17 protein-coding genes and 1 pseudogene are annotated in these 17,235 nt (G+C 68.1%); 13 read left to right on the forward strand and 5 right to left on the reverse strand.

Annotation, left to right across the window (positions count from 1 at the left end):
* The first annotated feature begins 418 nt into the window (after positions 1-418).
* Entirely contained in the window at positions 419-1,435 is a 1,017-nt protein-coding gene (locus tag BN948_RS24020) for a hypothetical protein (protein WP_009518171.1), read from the forward strand.
* A 6-nt stretch (positions 1,436-1,441) separates the two neighbouring features.
* Here the strand turns inward: BN948_RS24020 and garD are convergent, their stop codons facing one another.
* Positions 1,442-3,040, reverse strand: a complete 1,599-nt coding sequence (garD, locus tag BN948_RS24025; RefSeq protein ID WP_009518172.1) for a galactarate dehydratase — start codon at positions 3,038-3,040, stop codon at positions 1,442-1,444.
* 97 nt (positions 3,041-3,137) lie between these two features.
* Here garD and BN948_RS24030 point away from each other — a divergent pair, with 97 nt between their 5' ends.
* The 5 genes and pseudogenes from BN948_RS24030 to BN948_RS24050 form a co-directional block, all read left to right on the forward strand.
* The gene (locus BN948_RS24030) at positions 3,138-4,166 is read left to right on the forward strand and encodes a LacI family DNA-binding transcriptional regulator (RefSeq protein WP_009518173.1); all 1,029 of its coding nucleotides are present in this window, start codon (positions 3,138-3,140) and stop codon (positions 4,164-4,166) included.
* 302 nt (positions 4,167-4,468) lie between these two features.
* Positions 4,469-5,419, forward strand: a complete 951-nt coding sequence (locus BN948_RS24035; RefSeq protein ID WP_009518174.1) for a Bug family tripartite tricarboxylate transporter substrate binding protein — start codon at positions 4,469-4,471, stop codon at positions 5,417-5,419.
* 7 nt (positions 5,420-5,426) lie between these two features.
* Positions 5,427-6,782 carry a glucarate dehydratase gene (gene gudD / locus BN948_RS24040; RefSeq protein WP_009518175.1) on the forward strand — a complete coding sequence of 452 codons (1,356 nt, stop codon included), beginning with the start codon at positions 5,427-5,429 and terminating at the stop codon, positions 6,780-6,782.
* Between the two features lie 64 nt (positions 6,783-6,846).
* Complete coding sequence (locus BN948_RS24045) at positions 6,847-7,638, forward strand: HpcH/HpaI aldolase family protein (protein ID WP_009518176.1); 792 nt, start codon at positions 6,847-6,849, stop codon at positions 7,636-7,638.
* 16 nt (positions 7,639-7,654) lie between these two features.
* Positions 7,655-8,581, forward strand: a pseudogene (locus BN948_RS24050) (2-hydroxy-3-oxopropionate reductase); the annotation flags it as partial.
* Here the strand turns inward: BN948_RS24050 and BN948_RS24055 are convergent.
* Positions 8,550-9,437 carry a LysR family transcriptional regulator gene (locus BN948_RS24055; RefSeq protein WP_009518178.1) on the reverse strand — a complete coding sequence of 296 codons (888 nt, stop codon included), beginning with the start codon at positions 9,435-9,437 and terminating at the stop codon, positions 8,550-8,552. The pseudogene BN948_RS24050 and the gene BN948_RS24055 overlap by 32 nt on opposite strands.
* 104 nt (positions 9,438-9,541) lie before the next feature.
* On the opposite strand from BN948_RS24055, the gene BN948_RS24060 reads away from it, so the two are divergent.
* The 4 genes from BN948_RS24060 (at position 9,542) to BN948_RS24075 (ending at position 12,765) form a co-directional block, all read left to right on the forward strand.
* On the forward strand, positions 9,542-10,960 hold the full coding sequence (locus BN948_RS24060; protein ID WP_009518179.1) for an MFS transporter: 1,419 nt from the start codon (positions 9,542-9,544) through the stop codon (positions 10,958-10,960).
* Between the two features lie 63 nt (positions 10,961-11,023).
* The gene (locus BN948_RS24065; RefSeq protein WP_009518180.1) at positions 11,024-11,563 is read left to right on the forward strand and encodes a PTS sugar transporter subunit IIABC family protein; all 540 of its coding nucleotides are present in this window, start codon (positions 11,024-11,026) and stop codon (positions 11,561-11,563) included.
* Between the two features lie 45 nt (positions 11,564-11,608).
* Positions 11,609-12,199 (forward strand): cysteine hydrolase family protein, encoded by a 591-nt coding sequence (locus tag BN948_RS24070; RefSeq protein WP_009518181.1) that lies wholly within the window; start codon positions 11,609-11,611, stop codon positions 12,197-12,199.
* A gap of 86 nt (positions 12,200-12,285) precedes the next feature.
* The gene (locus tag BN948_RS24075; RefSeq protein ID WP_009518182.1) at positions 12,286-12,765 is read left to right on the forward strand and encodes a hemerythrin domain-containing protein; all 480 of its coding nucleotides are present in this window, start codon (positions 12,286-12,288) and stop codon (positions 12,763-12,765) included.
* Between the two features lie 9 nt (positions 12,766-12,774).
* Here the strand turns inward: BN948_RS24075 and BN948_RS24080 are convergent, their stop codons facing one another.
* Positions 12,775-13,227, reverse strand: coding sequence for a hypothetical protein (locus BN948_RS24080; RefSeq protein ID WP_009518183.1), 453 nt, complete (start codon positions 13,225-13,227; stop codon positions 12,775-12,777).
* Positions 13,228-13,230: 3 nt separating this feature from the next.
* Between BN948_RS24080 and BN948_RS25920 the strand changes: the two genes are divergently transcribed.
* On the forward strand, positions 13,231-13,764 hold the full coding sequence (locus BN948_RS25920; RefSeq protein ID WP_236953921.1) for a helix-turn-helix domain-containing protein: 534 nt from the start codon (positions 13,231-13,233) through the stop codon (positions 13,762-13,764).
* Positions 13,765-13,824: 60 nt separating this feature from the next.
* Here the strand turns inward: BN948_RS25920 and BN948_RS24090 are convergent, their stop codons facing one another.
* Entirely contained in the window at positions 13,825-15,087 is a 1,263-nt protein-coding gene (locus BN948_RS24090) for a PQQ-dependent sugar dehydrogenase (RefSeq protein WP_009518185.1), read from the reverse strand.
* 382 nt (positions 15,088-15,469) lie between these two features.
* A complete protein-coding gene (locus BN948_RS24095) occupies positions 15,470-15,919 on the reverse strand; it encodes a hypothetical protein (protein WP_009518186.1) in 450 nt (149 codons plus the stop codon).
* Between the two features lie 94 nt (positions 15,920-16,013).
* On the opposite strand from BN948_RS24095, the gene BN948_RS25925 reads away from it, so the two are divergent.
* Complete coding sequence (locus BN948_RS25925; RefSeq protein ID WP_236953920.1) at positions 16,014-16,472, forward strand: helix-turn-helix transcriptional regulator; 459 nt, start codon at positions 16,014-16,016, stop codon at positions 16,470-16,472.
* A 339-nt stretch (positions 16,473-16,811) separates the two neighbouring features.
* On the forward strand, positions 16,812-17,138 hold the full coding sequence (locus BN948_RS26825) for a hypothetical protein (protein WP_138820062.1): 327 nt from the start codon (positions 16,812-16,814) through the stop codon (positions 17,136-17,138).
* Positions 17,139-17,235: the final 97 nt, after the last annotated feature.

Below are 17,235 nucleotides of genomic sequence, written 5' to 3' on the forward strand. Positions count from 1 at the left end.
GTGCAGGCCGTACATGGCGGTGAGGGAAGCCACGGGCAGGCCGGCGGCCGTGGCCGCGTCCATGCCGGCGGGGACAACCCCCCGGAAAAACGCGGGGCCCCCCCCCCCCCCGCCCCCGCCGCCCGGGGGGCCGCGGGGGGGCTCGCCCCCGCCGGTCACGTCTCCGCCACCCATGGCACCACCGCCGACCATCCCACCCAGCGCGGTGCCGCCGGCCCCGTCGCCGGTGCCCCTGCCACCGCCCGCGGTGCCGCCGATTCGTCAGTGAAGCACCGATGACGGCCCCAAGCGCCTGATGCAAACGCATCAGGCGCTTTCCGCCGACCGCGGCGGCACTTCCGGTGAGGGAAACGACAGGACTTGCGGCGAACGCCGGTGCTAGCTTGTGCGCCCTTGGTACTCCCCTGGGTTCACGACCATGTCCTCACGCCTTCACCGGATTCTTGCGGCGCTGTGCTGCGCCGCCACGCTGTCGGGCTGCGGCGGCGGCTCGGCCATCGCGCCCTTGCCGCTGCCTGCGTCTTCGCCACCGCCCGCCTCACCCTCACCCACCACTCCCCCGGCTGCGCCGCCGGCGCTGACATCCAGCACCGACGCCCTGTCCCTGGCCGTCTCGGGTCAGCCGCGCCACTTCGTCATCACCAACGTGGGCGGGCAGGACGCGCTGAACCTCTTGGCCACCACCACGACCGCGCTGCCGGCCGGTACCAGCTTCACCACCGACTGCGCCACGCTGGCCCCCGGCGCAAGTTGCACGCTCACGGTCACGCCCGGCGCCACTCCGTCGGCCACGCCGGGCGATCTCGCACCCTTGCCCGCCGAGATGGGCTTGAGCGGCAGCAACACCAACACCTTGGCGCTGTCGATCTGGGTGCTGGATTTCGGCAGCGTGTACCAAGGGGGCCATCTGTTCGACATCGACGACAGCACGCCGGCCACGGCCGGTGTCGGCGGCAAAGTGCTGGCGCTCAACGACGCCGCGACACTCACGACATGGGGCCCCGACGACTCCGCCACCCGCTTGAATCTCAGCCTCACCGATGGGGCCGCCAACACAGCGGCCATCGTGAGCCAATACGGCCCGCCATCGAGTCCGTCCCCGACCGCCCGGTACCCAGCTTGGGCCTGCGCCAGTTCCAACGACGCGGGGTTTTCCGACTGGTACCTGCCGGCCATCTGCGAGCTGGGTTACGACAGCACCGGATGGGGCTCGGGGTGTGGCACCAGCAGTTCACCCCTGGTGCCCAACGTTCTGGCCAATCTCGTGGACCGGGGTCATGCGGTTGGCTTGTCCGCTATCAACTCGTACTGGAGTTCCTCTACCGTGCCTGCAACCCCCTGGGTGCAGCTGTACGCTCCGGGCGCCAACGCCCACCACCAAGACTCCTATGGCGCCGGCAATAGCAGCCGCTGCGTGCGCGCCCTCACCCCCTGAACGCCCTCAAGTCACCGGCGCCGGGTTGAACAGCACCAGCTGGTTGTGCAGCTTCCAGCGCTCGGCCCAGGTCTTCTGGCGCCCGCTGGCCACGTCGAGCATGAAGCGGAACAGCTCCCAGCCCACGTCCTCGATGCTGGCCTGCCCGTCGGCGATGGTGCCGGCGTTGATGTCCATCAGGTCGTGCCAGCGGCGCGCCAGGTCGCTGCGCGTGGCCACCTTGATCACCGGCACGGCCGCCAGGCCGTAGGGCGTGCCCCGCCCGGTGGTGAACACGTGCAGGTTCATGCCGGCGGCCAGTTGCAGCGTGCCGCAGATGAAGTCGCTCGCGGGCGTGGCGGCGTAGGTCAGGCCCTTGTTGCGCAGCTTCTCGCCGGGTGACAGCACGTTGCCGATCGGCGCGCTGCCCGACTTCACGATCGAGCCCATGGCCTTCTCGACGATGTTGGACAGCCCGCCCTTCTTGTTGCCCGGCGTGGTGTTGGCGCTGCGGTCCACGCTGCCGCGCTTGAGGTAGTCGTCGTACCAGGCCATCTCGCGCACCATGGCCTGCGCCACCTCGGGCGTGGTGGCGCGCGCGGTGAGTTGCGCGATGCCGTCGCGCACCTCGGTGGTCTCGGAGAACATCACGCTCGCGCCCGCGCGCACCAGCAGGTCGGTGCAGAAGCCCACGGCCGGGTTGGCGGTCACGCCACTGAACGCGTCGCTGCCGCCGCACTGCACGCCCACCACCAACTCGCTGGCCGGCACGGTTTCGCGGCGGCGCGCGTTCAGGCGCTTCAGGTGCTGCTCGGCCTGGCGCAGGATGGACTCGACCATCGACATGAAGCCGACGTGGGCCTCGTCTTGGAGACAGACCACGTCGAGGCCTTCGGTCTCGGCGTCCGCGCGCGTGTCGCTGATGGGAATGCTGCCCGGCGGCAGCAGCCGCTCGGGCTGCAGCTTCTCGCAGCCCAGGCTCACCACCATCACCTCGCCCCCGAAGTTGGGGTTCTGGCTGATGTGGCGCAGCGTGCGGATGGGGATCACCGCGTCGGGCGCGTCGATGGCCACGCCGCAGCCGTAGCCGTGCTCCAGCGCCACCACGTCGTCCACGTTCGGGTACCTGGGCAGCAGCTCGGCCTTGATGCGCTGCACCGCGAAATCGGTGACGCCGGCCACGCACTGCACGGTCTGCGTGATGGCCAGGATGTTGCGCGTGCCGACCGAACCATCGGCGTTGCGGTAGCCCTCGAAGGTGAAGCCTTCCAGCGGCGCCATGGGGGCCGCGCCGCGCGTGGCCATGGGCAGGTCGTCCAGGCCGCGCGCCTCGGGCATCTTCAGCAGGCGTTCGTGCACCCAACTGCCGGCAGGGATGGGCTGCAGCGCGTAGCCGATGGGCACGCCATAACGCAGCACGGATGCGCCTTCGGGCAGGTCCACCAGCGCCACCTTGTGGCCCTGCGGCACCTTGTCGCGCAGCACCGGGCCGCCGGGCAGCGCGGTGCCGGGGGGCAGGCCGCCGTCGTTGGCCACGATGGCCACGTTGTCGTCGGCGTGCATGCGAATGGTCAGCGGGGAGGTGAGCGGCGCCACGGCCGTGCGGCTCGCCAGGGTCTCGGACATTGGCGTCTCCTATGATTCGGCGCGCTCGCGATGATCCGGACCCGGTGCCGGAGGCCTTACGCGCAGCGCTTGGTACCGGTACCATTCTACGCCGCACATGAAAGAAACCGACAACTCCCGGCGTTCCCGACGCGGCAGCGGGGCCATCACCGTGCGCGACGTGGCCCGCCTGGCGGGCGTCGCGCCCATCACCGTCTCGCGCGTGTTGAACACGCCCGCGCAGGTCTCGCCCGACGTGCGGCAGAAGGTGCTGGAGGTGATCCAGAAGACCGGCTACGTGCCCAACCGCATGGCCGGCGGCCTGGCGTCGTCGCGCAGCCGGCTGATCGCGGCGGTGGTGCCGAGCACGGTGATGTCGGTGTTCATGCCCACCATCGAGGCCTTGAACGAGACCCTGTTCGACGCCGGCTACCAGTTGATGCTGGGCCAGTCCGACTACTCGGCCGCGCGCGAGGAGGCCTTGCTGGAGGCCATCGTGGGCCGCCGGCCGGACGGCATCTTCCTCACCGGCATCCTGCGCCCCAGCCAGGGCCGCACGCGGCTGCTGGCCTCGGGCATTCCGGTGGTGGAGACCTGGGACCTGACGCCCACGCCGATCGACATGCTGGTGGGTTTTTCGCACGCGGACATCGGAGCCGAGGTGGCGCGTTTCCTGATCGGCAAGGGGCGGCGCAAGCTGGCGCTGATCCGCGCCGCGGACGAGCGCGCCGAGCGACGCGCGGGCGCCTTCGCGGAGGTGGTGAAGCGCGCGGGCCTGGGGGCGGTGGAGACGGTGAACGTGGGCGCTTCACGTTCACTGCGCAGCGGGCGAGAAGCGCTGGGCCGCCTGCTGGAGCAGGCGCCGGACGTGGACGCGATTTTCTGCAGCTCCGACCTGCTGGCGCTGGGGGTGGCGACGGAGGCGCGGGTGCGCGGCATTCACATTCCCGACGATCTGGCGCTGATGGGTTTTGGCGATGTGTCCTTTGCGGCGGACATGGCGCCGGCGCTGAGCACGGTGCGGATCAACGGGGCGGACATGGGGCGGCTGGCGGCGCGCTGTCTGATTGATCGGGCGGAGGGGCGGGAGGTGGCGCAGCCTGTGGTCGACCTCGGGTTTTCTATCTTGGAGCGGGAGACTTCCTGAGTTTTTCTCTCCGGAAGCTCCGGTCATCGGCGCTCGTCTGTTGGCACGCCTACGTGTCTGGGGCTCGCGGACGCTGGGTGCCCTGCGTAGCGAAATAAAGGAGGAGCCAAGGGCGCAGCCCTTGGCGGGGGACATTCGCGGAGCAGGGCACCCAGTGGCCGCGAGCTTCGCCGAGGTGCAGGCATGAAGTCCCGACAAACCCCGTTGACGAAGAAATTTGGTACCGGTACCATCCCCTCCGGATTCATTTGGTACCGGTACCAAATGAAGACCCCATTCCCACCCAACAGGAGACAAGCCACATGAAAAAGATGCTGCTCGCGCTCGGCGCGACCATGACCCTCACCACGGCCATGGCCTGGCCCGACAAGACCGTCACCATCGTGGTCCCCTTCCCCCCCGGCGGCTCCACCGACATGATCGCCCGCACCCTGCAGCCCAAACTGCAAGAGAAATTCGGCGGCACCTTCGTCATCGACAACAAGCCTGGCGCCACCGGCACCATCGGCGCCACCCTCGTCACCCGCGCCGCGCCCGACGGCCACACCCTCTTCGTCTCCTCCCTCGGCCCCTACGTCATCGCCCCGCACCTCACCAAGGTCACCTACGACGCCACCAAGGACTTCGACTACATCACCGTCGCCGTGCAGGCGCCCAACGTGCTCGTCGTGCCCGCCGCCTCGCCGCACAAAAGCATGGCCGACGTGATGGCCTTCCAGAAGGCCAACCCCGGCAAGATGACCTTCGCCTCCTCCGGCAACGGCAGCAGCGACCACCTCACCGCCGAGCTCTACTGGCAACAGACCGGCACCAGCGGCGTGCACGTGCCCTACAAAGGCGGCGGCCCCGTGATGACCGACCTGCTCGGCAACCAGGTCGACTCGTCTTTCATGAACATCAACACCGCCATGCCGCAGATCAAGGCCGGCAAGCTGCGCGCGTTGTCCATCACCAGCGCCAAACGCTCCGCCCTGCTGCCCGACGTGCCCACGCTCGACGAGCTCGGCATCAAGGACGCCAACGTCTACTCCTGGCAGGCCGTGGCCGCGCCCAAGGGCATCCCGGCCGATCTGAAGAACAAGCTGCAGGCCGCCATCAAGGACGCGCTCAACGACCCGGCCATCAAACCCAAGCTGCTGGACCTGGGCTTCGAGATCGTGGCCAACACGCCCGAGGAGTTCACCAAGTTCCAGGCCGCCGAGTTCGCGCGCTGGCAAAAGCTGATCACCGCTCGCAACATCAAAGCCGATTGATCGTTTCATGTTGAACCCCGTCCCCGTCGGCACCACGCCGCGCATCACCGAGCTCATCGCCATTCCCGTCGCGGGCCGCGACGGCATGCTGCTCAACCTCAGCGGGGCGCACGCGCCCTTCTTCACGCGCAACCTGCTGATCCTGCGCGACAGCGCGGGCCGCACGGGCGTGGGCGAGGTGCCCGGGGGCGAGAAGATCCGCCAGACCCTGGAAGACGCGCGCGAACTGGTGGTGGGCCGTTCCATCGGCGACCACCAGCGCGTGCTGCGTGAACTGCAAACGCGCTTCGCCGACCGCGACAGCGGCGGGCGCGGCCAGCAGACCTTCGACCTGCGCACCGCCATCCACGCCGTCACCGCCGTGGAGTCGGCCCTGCTCGACCTGCTGGGCCAGCACCTGGAGGTGCCCGTGGCCGCGCTGCTCGGCGAAGGCCAGCAGCGCGAGTCGGTGGAGATGCTGGGTTACCTGTTCTTCGTGGGCGACCGCACGAAGACGCCACTGCCGTATGCCGATCCGGCCAGCGAGCCCGACCACGCCGACGCCTGGTGCCGCCTGCGCCACGAGGCCGCGATGACGCCCGAGGCCATCGTGCGCCTGGCCGAGGCCGCGCGCGAGCGCTACGGCTTCAACGACTTCAAGCTCAAGGGCGGCGTGCTGCGTGGCGACGAAGAGGTCGACGCCGTGATCGCGCTGCACGAGCGCTTCCCCGACGCGCGCGTCACGCTCGACCCCAACGGCGGCTGGCTGCTCAAAGACGCCATCCGCCTGGGCCAGCGCATGCGCGGCGTGGTGGCCTACGCCGAAGACCCCTGCGGCGCCGAGGACGGCTTCTCCGGCCGCGAGGTGATGGCCGAGTTCCGCCGCGCCACCGGCCTGCCCACGGCCACCAACATGGTCGCCACCGACTGGCGCCAGCTCACGCACGCGCTCTCGCTGCAGTCGGTCGACATCCCCCTGGCCGACCCGCACTTCTGGACCATGGCCGGCAGCGTGCGCGTGGCCCAGACCTGCCGCGACTGGGGCCTCACCTGGGGCTCGCACTCCAACAACCACTTCGACGTGTCGCTGGCCATGTTCACGCACGTGGGCGCGGCCGCGCCGGGCAAGGTCACGGCCATCGACACGCACTGGATCTGGCAGGACGGCCAGCGCCTCACCAAGGAGCCGCTGAAGATCGTGAACGGCCACGTGGCGGTGCCGAAGACGCCCGGCCTGGGCGTGGAACTGGACATGGCCGAGGTGGAGAAGGCCCACCAGCTCTACCGCCAGCACGGCCTGGGCGCGCGCGACGACGCCACCGCCATGCAGTACCTGATCCCCAACTGGCGCTTCAACCCCAAGCGCCCCTGCATGGACCGCTGAGGCGCATCCCGTCATAGGATCGCGCCTTCCACCCCTGACAACAACAAGGCAACAAGGCATTCGCATGCGACCGAACCGACTGCGCGAGATCTGGGCCAACGGCGGTGCCGTGGTGAACGGCTGGCTCGCCATCCCCAACAGCTTCTCCGCCGAGACCATGGCCCACCAGGGCTGGGACTCCCTCACCATCGACCTGCAACACGGTGTCATCGACTACAACAGCATGGTCCCCATGCTGCAGGCCGTGAGCACCACCGACACCGTGCCCGTGGTGCGCGTGCCCTGGCTGGAGCCCGGCATCCTGATGAAGGCGCTGGACGCGGGCGCGTATGGCGTCATCTGCCCCATGGTGAACACCCGCGCCGACGCCGAGAAGCTGGTGGCCTACACCCACTACGCGCCGCGCGGCACGCGCAGCTTCGGCCCCGTGCGCGCCCTGCTCTATGGCGGCGCCGATTACCCCAAGCACGCCAACGACACCATCGTCACCTTCGCGATGATAGAGACCGCGCAAGCGCTGGAGAACCTCGACGACATCCTCTCCACGCCGGGGCTGGACGCCATCTACATCGGCCCGTCCGACCTGTCGCTCGCCCTGGGCTGCAACCCCACCTTCGACGAGCTCGACCCCAAGGCCGCCGACGCGGTGCAGCACATCCTGGCGCGCGCCAAGGCGCACAAGGTGGTGGCCGGCATCCACAACGGCTCGCCCGAGGCCGCGCTCAAGCGCATCGCCATGGGGTTCCAGTTCGTCACCGTCAGCTCCGACGCGCGCCTGCTGGCCGCCGGCGCGCAACAGATCGTCAACACCATGCGCGGCGGCGTGAAGACCGCCAAGCCGGCGCAAGGCTACTGATCCTCTTTTCCCCTCTCACCGGAACACACGCATGAAAGTCGGATTCATCGGCCTGGGCATCATGGGCACGCCCATGGCCCTGCACCTCGTCAACAAGGGCCACCAGTTGTTCGTGCACACCCGCAGCCAGGTGCCCGAGGCCATCACCGCCGCTGGCGGCATGCGCGTGGACAGCGCCGCCGCCGTGGCGCGCGAGGCCGATGTCATCTTCACCATGGTGCCCGACACGCCCGACGTGGAGGCCGTGCTGTTCGGCAAGAACGGCGTGGCGGAAGGATTGAAGGACAGCAAGGCCGGCCCTGACGGCCGGGTGGGCAAGGTGGTGGTGGACATGAGCTCCATCTCGCCCATGGCCACCAAGGCCTTCGCCAAGCGCATCAACGAACTCGGCGCCGACTACATCGACGCCCCCGTCTCGGGCGGCGAGGTGGGCGCCAAGGCCGGCTCGCTCACCATCATGTGCGGTGGTGATGCGGCCGTGTTCGAACGCGTGAAGCCGCTGCTGGAGTGCATGGGCAAGAACATCACCCTGGTGGGCGGCAACGGCGACGGCCAGACCACCAAGGTCGCCAACCAGATCATCGTGGCGCTCAACATCGCCGCCGTGAGCGAGGCCCTGGTGTTCGCCAGCAAGGCCGGCGCCGACCCGGCCAAGGTGCGCGAAGCCCTCATGGGCGGCTTCGCGGCCAGCCGCATCCTCGAGGTGCACGGCGAGCGCATGATCAAGCGCACCTTCAACCCGGGCTTTCGCATCAAGCTGCACCAGAAGGACCTAGGCCTGGCGCTGCAGGGCGCGCGCGAACTCGGCGTGGCCCTGCCGCAAACGGCCAACGCCGCGCAACTGATGCAGGCCTGCGCCGCGCACGGCCTCGGCGAACTCGATCACTCCGCGCTGGTGCAGGCGCTGGAGATCATGGCCGAGCACCCCGTGGCGAAGGGGTGAGGTTCAGCGCGTCGATGTGGCCGCCCAGCGTGGCGATGAAGGCGCGCAAACGGTTCAGCCGCCTCAGGTCCCGGTGGTAGCCCATCCAGATGTCCCGCCCGGGCGGATCCTCCGGCAGTTGCAGGCGGCGTATGCCCACCACCTGGTCGCCCACCACCCGCGGCAGCACGGCGATGCCGATGCCCTGCGCGCACATGCGCGCCTGCACGTTGCGGTTGTTGGATGAAAGCAGGGGCCTGGCATTCGGGAAGCCCTCCTTGAGCCAGGCGATGTCGGGAAACTGGCCCGTCGAGGTGTCGTGGGTGATGAGGCGAAAACCCACGCCGTCGCCGAACACCGGCTCGGGGGCATTGGCCGCGACGTACGCCCCATAGGGCAGGCGGATCAGTTTCCTCTGCACGACGTCGGGCGCGTTGAACGGGACGATCCGGAAAGCGATGTCGGCCTCCCGCTGCGCCAGGTTGAACAGGCGCGTGCCCGTCAGCACCTCCACGTCGACGTGGGGATAGGCCTTGGCGTAGTCCGCGATGACCGGCGGCAGCAGGTAGGCACCGAACCAGTCGGCCGACGAAATCCGCAAGAGGCCCTGCAAGCGACGCTCTTGTCCGGCCAGGCGGCGCTCCATGGCTTGGGCGCCCTCTTCCATCTGCTCCGCCAGCGCCACGATGCCGGCGCCTTCTTCCGTCAGCACAAAGCCGTCCGACGTCCGCTGAAACAGCGCGTGCCCCATGGCCCGCTCCAGCGCCTGCAACCGGCGCCCGATGGTCGGGTGGCTCAGGCGCAGGGCGCGCGCGGCACCGCCCAGGGTGCCGGCCCGCGCCACGGCCAGGAAGATTCTGACGTCGCTCCACTCCATTGCCAGCACCCCCACAAAAATGAACGGAGAGAGTACGACATTGTCAGTTGCCCCACACATTCGAATGTCGGATTCTCCCGGCAACGCCATGCCAGGGCACCGCCATGAAAACCGCAGCAACCCTCCCCCTCTCTGATCGCACCGCCACCGACACCCGCCGGTGGTGGGCGCTGGCCGTCCTGCTGACCGGCACCCTGCTGCCGCCACTGGACTTCTTCATCGTCAACGTGGCCCTGCCCGCCATGCAAGGCAGCCTGCAGGCGAGTGCGTCGATGACCCAACTGGTGGTGTCGGTGTATGCGGGGGCTTACGCGGTCACGCTCATCCTGGGCGGGCGCCTGGGAGACCTCTATGGGCGCAAACGCGTCTTCATCGCGGGCATGGCGGGCTTCGGCGCGGCCTCGGCCCTGTGCGGCCTGGCCCCCTCCGCAGAGGTGCTGATCGTGGGGCGTTTCCTGCAGGGCGTGAGCGCCGCGGTCATGGCCCCGCAGTCCCTGGCGTCCATACACGCCATCTTCCCGGCCGGGGAGAAGGCCCGCGCGCTCAGCCTGTATGGCCTCACCATCGGGCTGGCGGCCGTGGCGGGGCAGGCCCTCGGCGGGGTGCTCGTCTCGTCCGATGCGCTCGGGCTGGGCTGGCGCGCCGTCTTTCTCATCAACCTGCCGATCATCCTGCTGGCGGTGCCGGCCGCGGTGCGGTGGGTGCGCGAGAGCCGCCTGGAGCAGGCCGCGCGCCTGGACGTGGCCGGCGCGCTGCTGCTCGCCGCGGGCTTGCTGTCGCTGGTGGTGCCACTCATCGAAGGGCGCGAGCGGGGCTGGCCGTGGTGGTGCGTCGCGGCGCTCGTGCTGAGCGCCCCGCTGCTCCTCACCTTCTGGCGGTACGAGCAATGCCTGGAACGCGCCCAGGGCATGCCGCTGGTCCTGCCCTCGCTGCTCACCCCGCCGGGCCTGCGCCGCAGCCTCGTGGCCACGTTCTTCTTCTATGCCATCGCGCCCTTCTTTCTCGTGTTCGCCATCTACGAGCAGTCGGGCCTGGGCCACGGTGCGATGGCCGCCGGGCTGGCGGTGCTGCCCGTGGGCCTGGGCTTTCTGCTGGGCCCGCTGTGCACCGCTTCGGTGGCGCGGCGCCTGGGGCCCAACACGGCCGCGTTCGGCATGTCGCTCGAAGTGCTTGGCCTGCTCTTGGCCGCAGGCCTGGCCTGGTGGGACGCACCGCCGTGGCTGCCACTGCCCCTGTTCCTCATCGGTCTGGGGCAGGGCCTCGCGCTGCCCGCCGTGGTCCGCTTGAACGTGGACCAGGTGGACGCGCGTTGGGCGGGCCTGGCGTCGGGCCTGGTCAATGCCACGCTGCAGATGAGCGCGGCGCTCTCCACCGCTGTCATCGGCGGGCTGTTCTTCACCCTCGCCCCCCTGGGCGCCGACGCGGCACAGGTGAAGGCGGGCTTCGCGGGTGCGGCGCTCGCCATGGCGGCCTGCCTGGGGCTGGCGGCTGCCCTGGCCCGTCCACGGCGGTCCACGCCTTGAGCCGGCAGTTGCGCGCTGCCCGAATCCACCCATGAACCCACCAACTGATCGATAGAAACCGCCATGGCTTCACCTCTCTCCCCTCTCGGCGTGGTCCACACCGCCATCAGCCTGGTCCCCATCGTGGCCGGCCTGTACAGCTGCGTTCGCCACCGCGCCATCGAGCCGGCCACCCCTTCGGGCAAGGTCTACCTCGTCGGTCTCGTGCTCTCTGTGCTCACGGCCTTCGGCCTGTCCAGCACGGGCGGCTTCAATCCCGGCCATGCCGTGGGCATCGTGGCCCTGCTCGCCGTCATCGGCGGCCTGCTCGCTCCCCGATTGGCCTTTCTGGGGCGGCTGCGGCCTTATGCGGCGGCCTTCGGCATGAGCTTCAGCTTCTTCCTGCTTCTGGTGCCCGGCATCGCCGAAACCCTCACGCGCCTGCCGGCGGCCCATCCATTGGCGGACGGCCCGCAGTCGCCCTGGGTGCGTGTCGCACTGCTGTCGTGGGTGGTCATCTTCCTGGTGGGCATCGTTCTGCAGGGCCGGGCCATCCGCTTGCGCCGCCACGGCACCACGCCCCACCAGGCGGACGACACCCCACCCCTCGCGCACCGCCCGTAACGGCTGGGCACGGGCTTTGCCATCGGCCCCAGGAAAGGGGCACCGATGGGCGAAGCCGACCTCGTCAAAAGTCGACGCGCGCTGCTGCTGATCGACTTCATCAATCCGCTGGACTTTCCGGAAGCGGGCGCGCTCGCCGAGCCCGCGCTGGAGGCCGCCCGGGCGTGCCGCCACCTGGCCCGGGCCGCGCGTTCGCGCGGCATTCCGGTGATCTACGCGAACGACAACTTCGGCCGTTGGCAGTCCGACTTCCCGACCCTGGTGCAGCGGCTGGGCCGCCGGCAGGACACCAGCGCCTCCATCGTGCGGCTGCTGCGGCCCCAACGCGGCGACCTGACCGTGCTTAAGCCCATGCACTCCGCCTTCTTCGGCACGCCACTGGACATCATCCTCGACCAGATCGGCGCGCGATCCGTGGTGCTGGCGGGCCTGGCCACCGACATCTGCGTGCAGCTCACCGCGGCCGATGCCTTTTTGCGCGGTTTGAAGGTGCACGTGCCCGAAGACTGCACGGCCGCGGAGTTGCCGCAGAAGAAAGCGATCGCGCTGGCCTACATGCGCGACATCCTGAAGTGCGACACGCGGCCCTGGAGAAGCTTGCGCTGGCACCGCGACCCGCGCACAGCGGGCACATGACTTGCCGGAGGGAATGCGCCACCCATCGCACAGCCGATGGGTGACTGGCGCTTCAACCCTTCATCCCACGACTCAGGAGATTCCCCATGCCCACCACCCGCAACGAAGCCGACGCCTGCACGCTACTGGACACCGACCACAAGGCCGTGAAGAAGATGTTCAAGGCGTACGACGAACTCGCGCATTCCAAGGCCCGCGGTACCGATCAGAAAAAACTGGAACTGGCCCGGGAGATCTGCCATGAGCTCACCGTGCACGCCACCATCGAGGAAGAGATCTTCTACCCCGCCCTGCGCGAAGCGCTGAAGGACACCGACATGCTGGCCGAAGCCGAGGTGGAACACGCGGGGGCCAAGGACCTCATCGCCCAGATCGAGGCCATGGACGAGGCCGATGAAATGTTCGACGCCAAGGTCAAGGTGCTGGGCGAGTACATCGACCACCACGTGAAGGAAGAGCGCAACCAGATCTTCCCGAAAGCCAGGGCCGCCCGCGGGCTGGACCTGGTGGCCATGCGCGACGAGCTGCAGGCCCGCAAGGACGCGCTGATGGGCGTGGCGGCCTGAGCCGCCGGCTCACCCCACAACGCCAGGCTGACTCGACGACGCCTGATACAGCAGCCGCCGACCTGGGGCCTGGCCCACGGGCAACAGGTCGGTGGTGCGCAACTGCGGGTCTTGCCCCAGTTGGAACAGCACGGGGCCCAGGGCCGGCGACTCGCACGGCGCGGGCGCCCACAGTGCGCCTATCCACTCCAGGGCCCAGCTCGGGCCGGCGTCGCGGCGTCGGTGCAGGCGCGCGATGCCGCTGAGGTCCGCGACGGGAATACGGGCCAGCAGGTCCAGCAACGTCGTGTCCCAGGCCACCAGCGAGGTCTGCGACAGCTTCTGGCCGTTGTAGGAGACGTCGTAGACGAGCAGGTACCAGGGCCGCACCAGCGCGAGCGTGATGGCGGGCCAGTGGCCCTGGCGCGGGGCGACCTGGGAGGGGTGGAGGTGCTGGACGAGGCCGGGGGCGGTAATGAACACGAGGTGACTCCCAAAAGCGCCGCCATTCTGCCCCAAAGTATTTGCACCAAAGCTTTCGAAGCCAACACTTTTTTGGTGTCTGCACTTGGCCCTGATACGCCCCCCTTCCTTGCTCCGCTGGCTGCGAACCTGATTGCTCTGCGAGCAAAAGGGAACTGGAGCATTGCTGCGCTGGCGGAACAGGCGCGCGTGAACCCCCGAATGATTCGGCTGGTGGAACTGGGGCAGGTCAACGTCTCCTTGAACACGGTAGACAAACTGGCCCGAGCACTCGGTGTCACCACGGGCTCGCTGGTCGGCTCGAAGCCGGTGGCCCGGCAAGAAGGTGACGCGCCGATCGAAGAGGTTCTGGCACGGAACCTCGTCTCGGCACGAAAAGGGCTGAAGCTGACCCAGGACACGCTGGGTCAGCGGTCGGGCGTCAGCATGTTCGTCATCGCGCACATCGAGCGGCAGGCGCGCAACCCGTCGCTGCAAACGTTGGCGAGGCTCGCGGTGGCGCTTGATTTGTCGCTGGAAGCGTTGTTGAGTCAGTAGCTTCGGCCAGGCCGAACTGGCTGCTGATCTGGTCCGAGATCTGAACGACGGCCTGACGCTTCAGCCGCCGACCCTCAGTACCCCGCCAGACGGCAAGGTGAGCACGTACAGATGGCCGTCGGGCCCCATGCGCACATCGACGATGCGCTCGTTGCGGTCGGCGAGCAGGCGTTCGCGGCCGACTTCGCGTGTGCCGTCGAATTGAATGCGCCAGAGGCCTGTGCCTTCGCGTGCGCCTACAAAGAGGCTGCCTCGCCAGTGCGCCGGGCTGCTGCCGGTGAAGAAGGCCATGCCACTCGGCCCGATCGACGACTTCTGGCCACCGGCCCAGGGGCTGCCGTCGCTGGTGTCCCACACCGCCAGCGGTTGCTCCATGCCCGGCTTGCTGGTGCCTTCGCCGAACGGCATGGTGGTCCCCGGCACCTGACCGTGGCTGATCACCGGCCACCCGTAGTTGCGCCCGGGCAGCGTGAGGTTGATTTCGTCACCGCCCTGGGGCCCGGCTTCGTGCGTCCAAAGTTCGCCGGTGTCAGGGTGGATGGCAGCGCCTTGCGGATTGCGATGCCCCCAGCTCCACAGGCCAGGAAGCCCTCCGGCCATCACCGGATTGCCGGGCGCGGGTTCGCCTTCGGTGGTGATGCGCACCACCTTGCCATTGCCACGCGCGACGTCTTGCGCAAGCACACGCTGCTCCGGCGTCTCGCGGTCGCCGAGGGTCACGAAAAGGTGGCCTTCGCGGTCGAACGCCATGCGCCCGCCATAGTGATGGCCTCCATCGGTCACCTTCGGCTGCCGGTAGATCACCTGGTATGACGGCACGAGATCGCCGTCGTCGGTCAGCTCCGCACGCGCCACAGCCGTGCCTCTGGCCAGCGGCGTGTCCGACCCCTCGACGAGTGTGAAGTAAAGGCGTCGGTTGCTGTCAAACGCCGGGTCCACCGCCACATCGCGAAGCCCCGTGTGCTCGGTGCCCACCGTCATCCTGCTGAACGCCGCGTGGTTGAGGTACATGTAGCTCGAGCCATCGGCTTCATACAGGCGCAAATAGCGGTCGCTCGTGACGACAATGAAGCGTCCGTCGGGCAGAAAGGCCATGGCGGTCGGATTGGAGAAGCCGACAGGCAGTTGCGTGACGGCCACCGGTTCGGTGGTGGGCGTAAAGGTGACGCCGCCGCCAGGAGGGTCGCTGCCAGATCCGTCGCCCGAATCGACGTTGCCACCACCGCCTCCGCACGCGCTCAGCACGCCCAACGCGAGTACGGAAGCGAGCATCAAGCCGGGCCGCGCCAGCAGACCGGCCCACCTATCGGCCATGGTCTTCATGAGCTTGTCCTGCGCGTCCTTGCTCTGGCTGCGCCGGTTCCGCTTCCCGTGGCTTCGTCTTGGTGCCAGACGGAAGAATCCCTTCGGTGCTCGTCGATGCCGGGCGGCCTGGTGTTCGAGGTCTCGGCATCGAGGCGGGATCTTGCGCGGACTCGGCGTCACGGTAAGCACCGCGCTCATTGAGCCTTCGGTTCACGTCGTCACTGCTGCCGGGTTGAGCATGGTCCCTGCCCCGACCGAAGTCGCCTTGCGGTTGGCGAGGGCTTGCGTACACGCCTCTGAGGTGTTTGATGTGATCGCGAGTCATGGGGACTCCTTCCATCCAGCTTCGGGCAAACCGTGTGCCCGCGTTGCTCAATGCAGGCTCAGTGCCGCAGCCGGCTCACCTTCCGCCAAGCCTTCCCGAAGGCGCCTCATACAGCAGCCGCCGGCCTGGGGCCTCGCCCACGGGTTTCAGATCGGTGTTGCGCAACTGCGGGTCTTGGCCCAGCTTGAACAGCAAGGGGCCCAGGGCGGGGCACTCGCCCGGCGCTGGCGCCCACAGCGCGCCTATCCACTCCAGCGCCCAACCCGGGCCCGCCTCGCGGCGCCGGTGCAGGCGCGCGATGCCGCTGAGGGCCGCCACGGGAATGCGGGCCAACAGGTCCAGCAGCGTGTGGTCCCAGGCCACCAGCGAGGTCTGCGACAACTTCTGGCCGTTGTAGGAGACGTCGTAGACGAGCAGGTACCAGGGCCGCTCCAGCGCGAGCGTGATGGCGGGCCAGTGGGTCTGCTGGGGGGCGACCTGGGCCGGGTGGAGGTGCTGGACGAGGCCGGGGGCGGTGATGAACACGGGTGGGCTCCCTGTGAAAGGAAGTCTATTGTGCCCGTTATTGCGGTGCCTGATATTGCGGCACGACTTTGGAGAGGTCGTCAACACTTTTTAGGTGGCCGACCCCGTACCAGACCTTTCCCATACGCTCAATCTGGCTCGCAACCTCACTGCTCTGCGCACAGCGGGTGAATGGAGCATGCGTGCCTTGGCAGACCAGGCACATGTCAGCGAGCGGATGCTGCTGTACTTGGAGAAGGGTCGCTCGAATCCGTCATTGAGCACCGTCGAGAAGTTGGCTCAGGCGCTGGGGGTCCAGGCGGGCTCGTTGTTCGGGAAGCGGCCTGTCGCGCGCCAGGGGCCCGAGGTCTTCATCGAAGCGGTGGTTGCACAGAACCTCGTAGCGGCAAGGAAGCGGCTGATGCTGAGCCAGGACGCGTTGGCTCAGCAATCAGGTGTGAGCAGGGCCGTCATTGCGCACATCGAACGCCAAGCGCGCAACCCTTCGCTTCACACGCTGGCGAGGCTTGCGGCGGCGCTTGATTTGTCGATCGAGACGTTGCTAAGCAAGTAGCTTGGACTGGATCAGACAGGTCGCTGCTGGTCCACTCTGGGCTCCTCATTGGCAGCGACAGTGGTCGGCGGGATTGATGAGCTGCAGTTCAAATTGCACCGCGTTGCGGACGTTAGAAATCTCCGCGAGCTGGTTGGATTGCTTGCACGTGGTGTCAGAGATATGCCTCAGAAAGCGGCCAGAAGCAGAGCCCATCCGTAAGTCTGGATAGCACTTGTCCACTCGCAACCGGGGAGCTGCTGCCAGTAGTCAGCGTGGGACATTCGGCGGGAAGGTCCATCCGCAAGTTCAGATGTAGTCGACCGACTTCGGCATACTGCCGGCCACAGGGAGGTAACCATGACCGACGGGCAACTTGGCTTCTTTGGAGCATTGATTGGCGCTTTGATCGCGGTCGTTGGCGCGGCTTGGTCCCAGCACCTTCTCGATCAGCGTCGAAAGAGGACAAACACTAGGTTCGAAATCTATCAGCGATTGCTGGCGTTGAACGAGCGCTACTTCTGGGTGGCTAGGGTCGAAACTTCCAGTTCATTTCTTGCTGACCGGTCGTTCATTGGTGGACCATGCCTACGGCTCAGTCTTGAAGGCATAGTCGTCGTAGCAGGCGCCAACAGTCGAACGCCCGTGACCGCTATAGCCATCGTTCAGGCCGTCGTCGCTGTTTGACTCGCGACAGTCTCAAGCCGTCGATCCCGGTGCGTGATCGCCGCCTTCAAAGCCCCACAACCACCCCCGACCCCCAAGGCGAAGCCCACACCACCGG

The organism is Hydrogenophaga intermedia (assembly GCF_000723405.1).
GTDB classification, from domain to species: domain Bacteria; phylum Pseudomonadota; class Gammaproteobacteria; order Burkholderiales; family Burkholderiaceae_C; genus Hydrogenophaga; species Hydrogenophaga intermedia.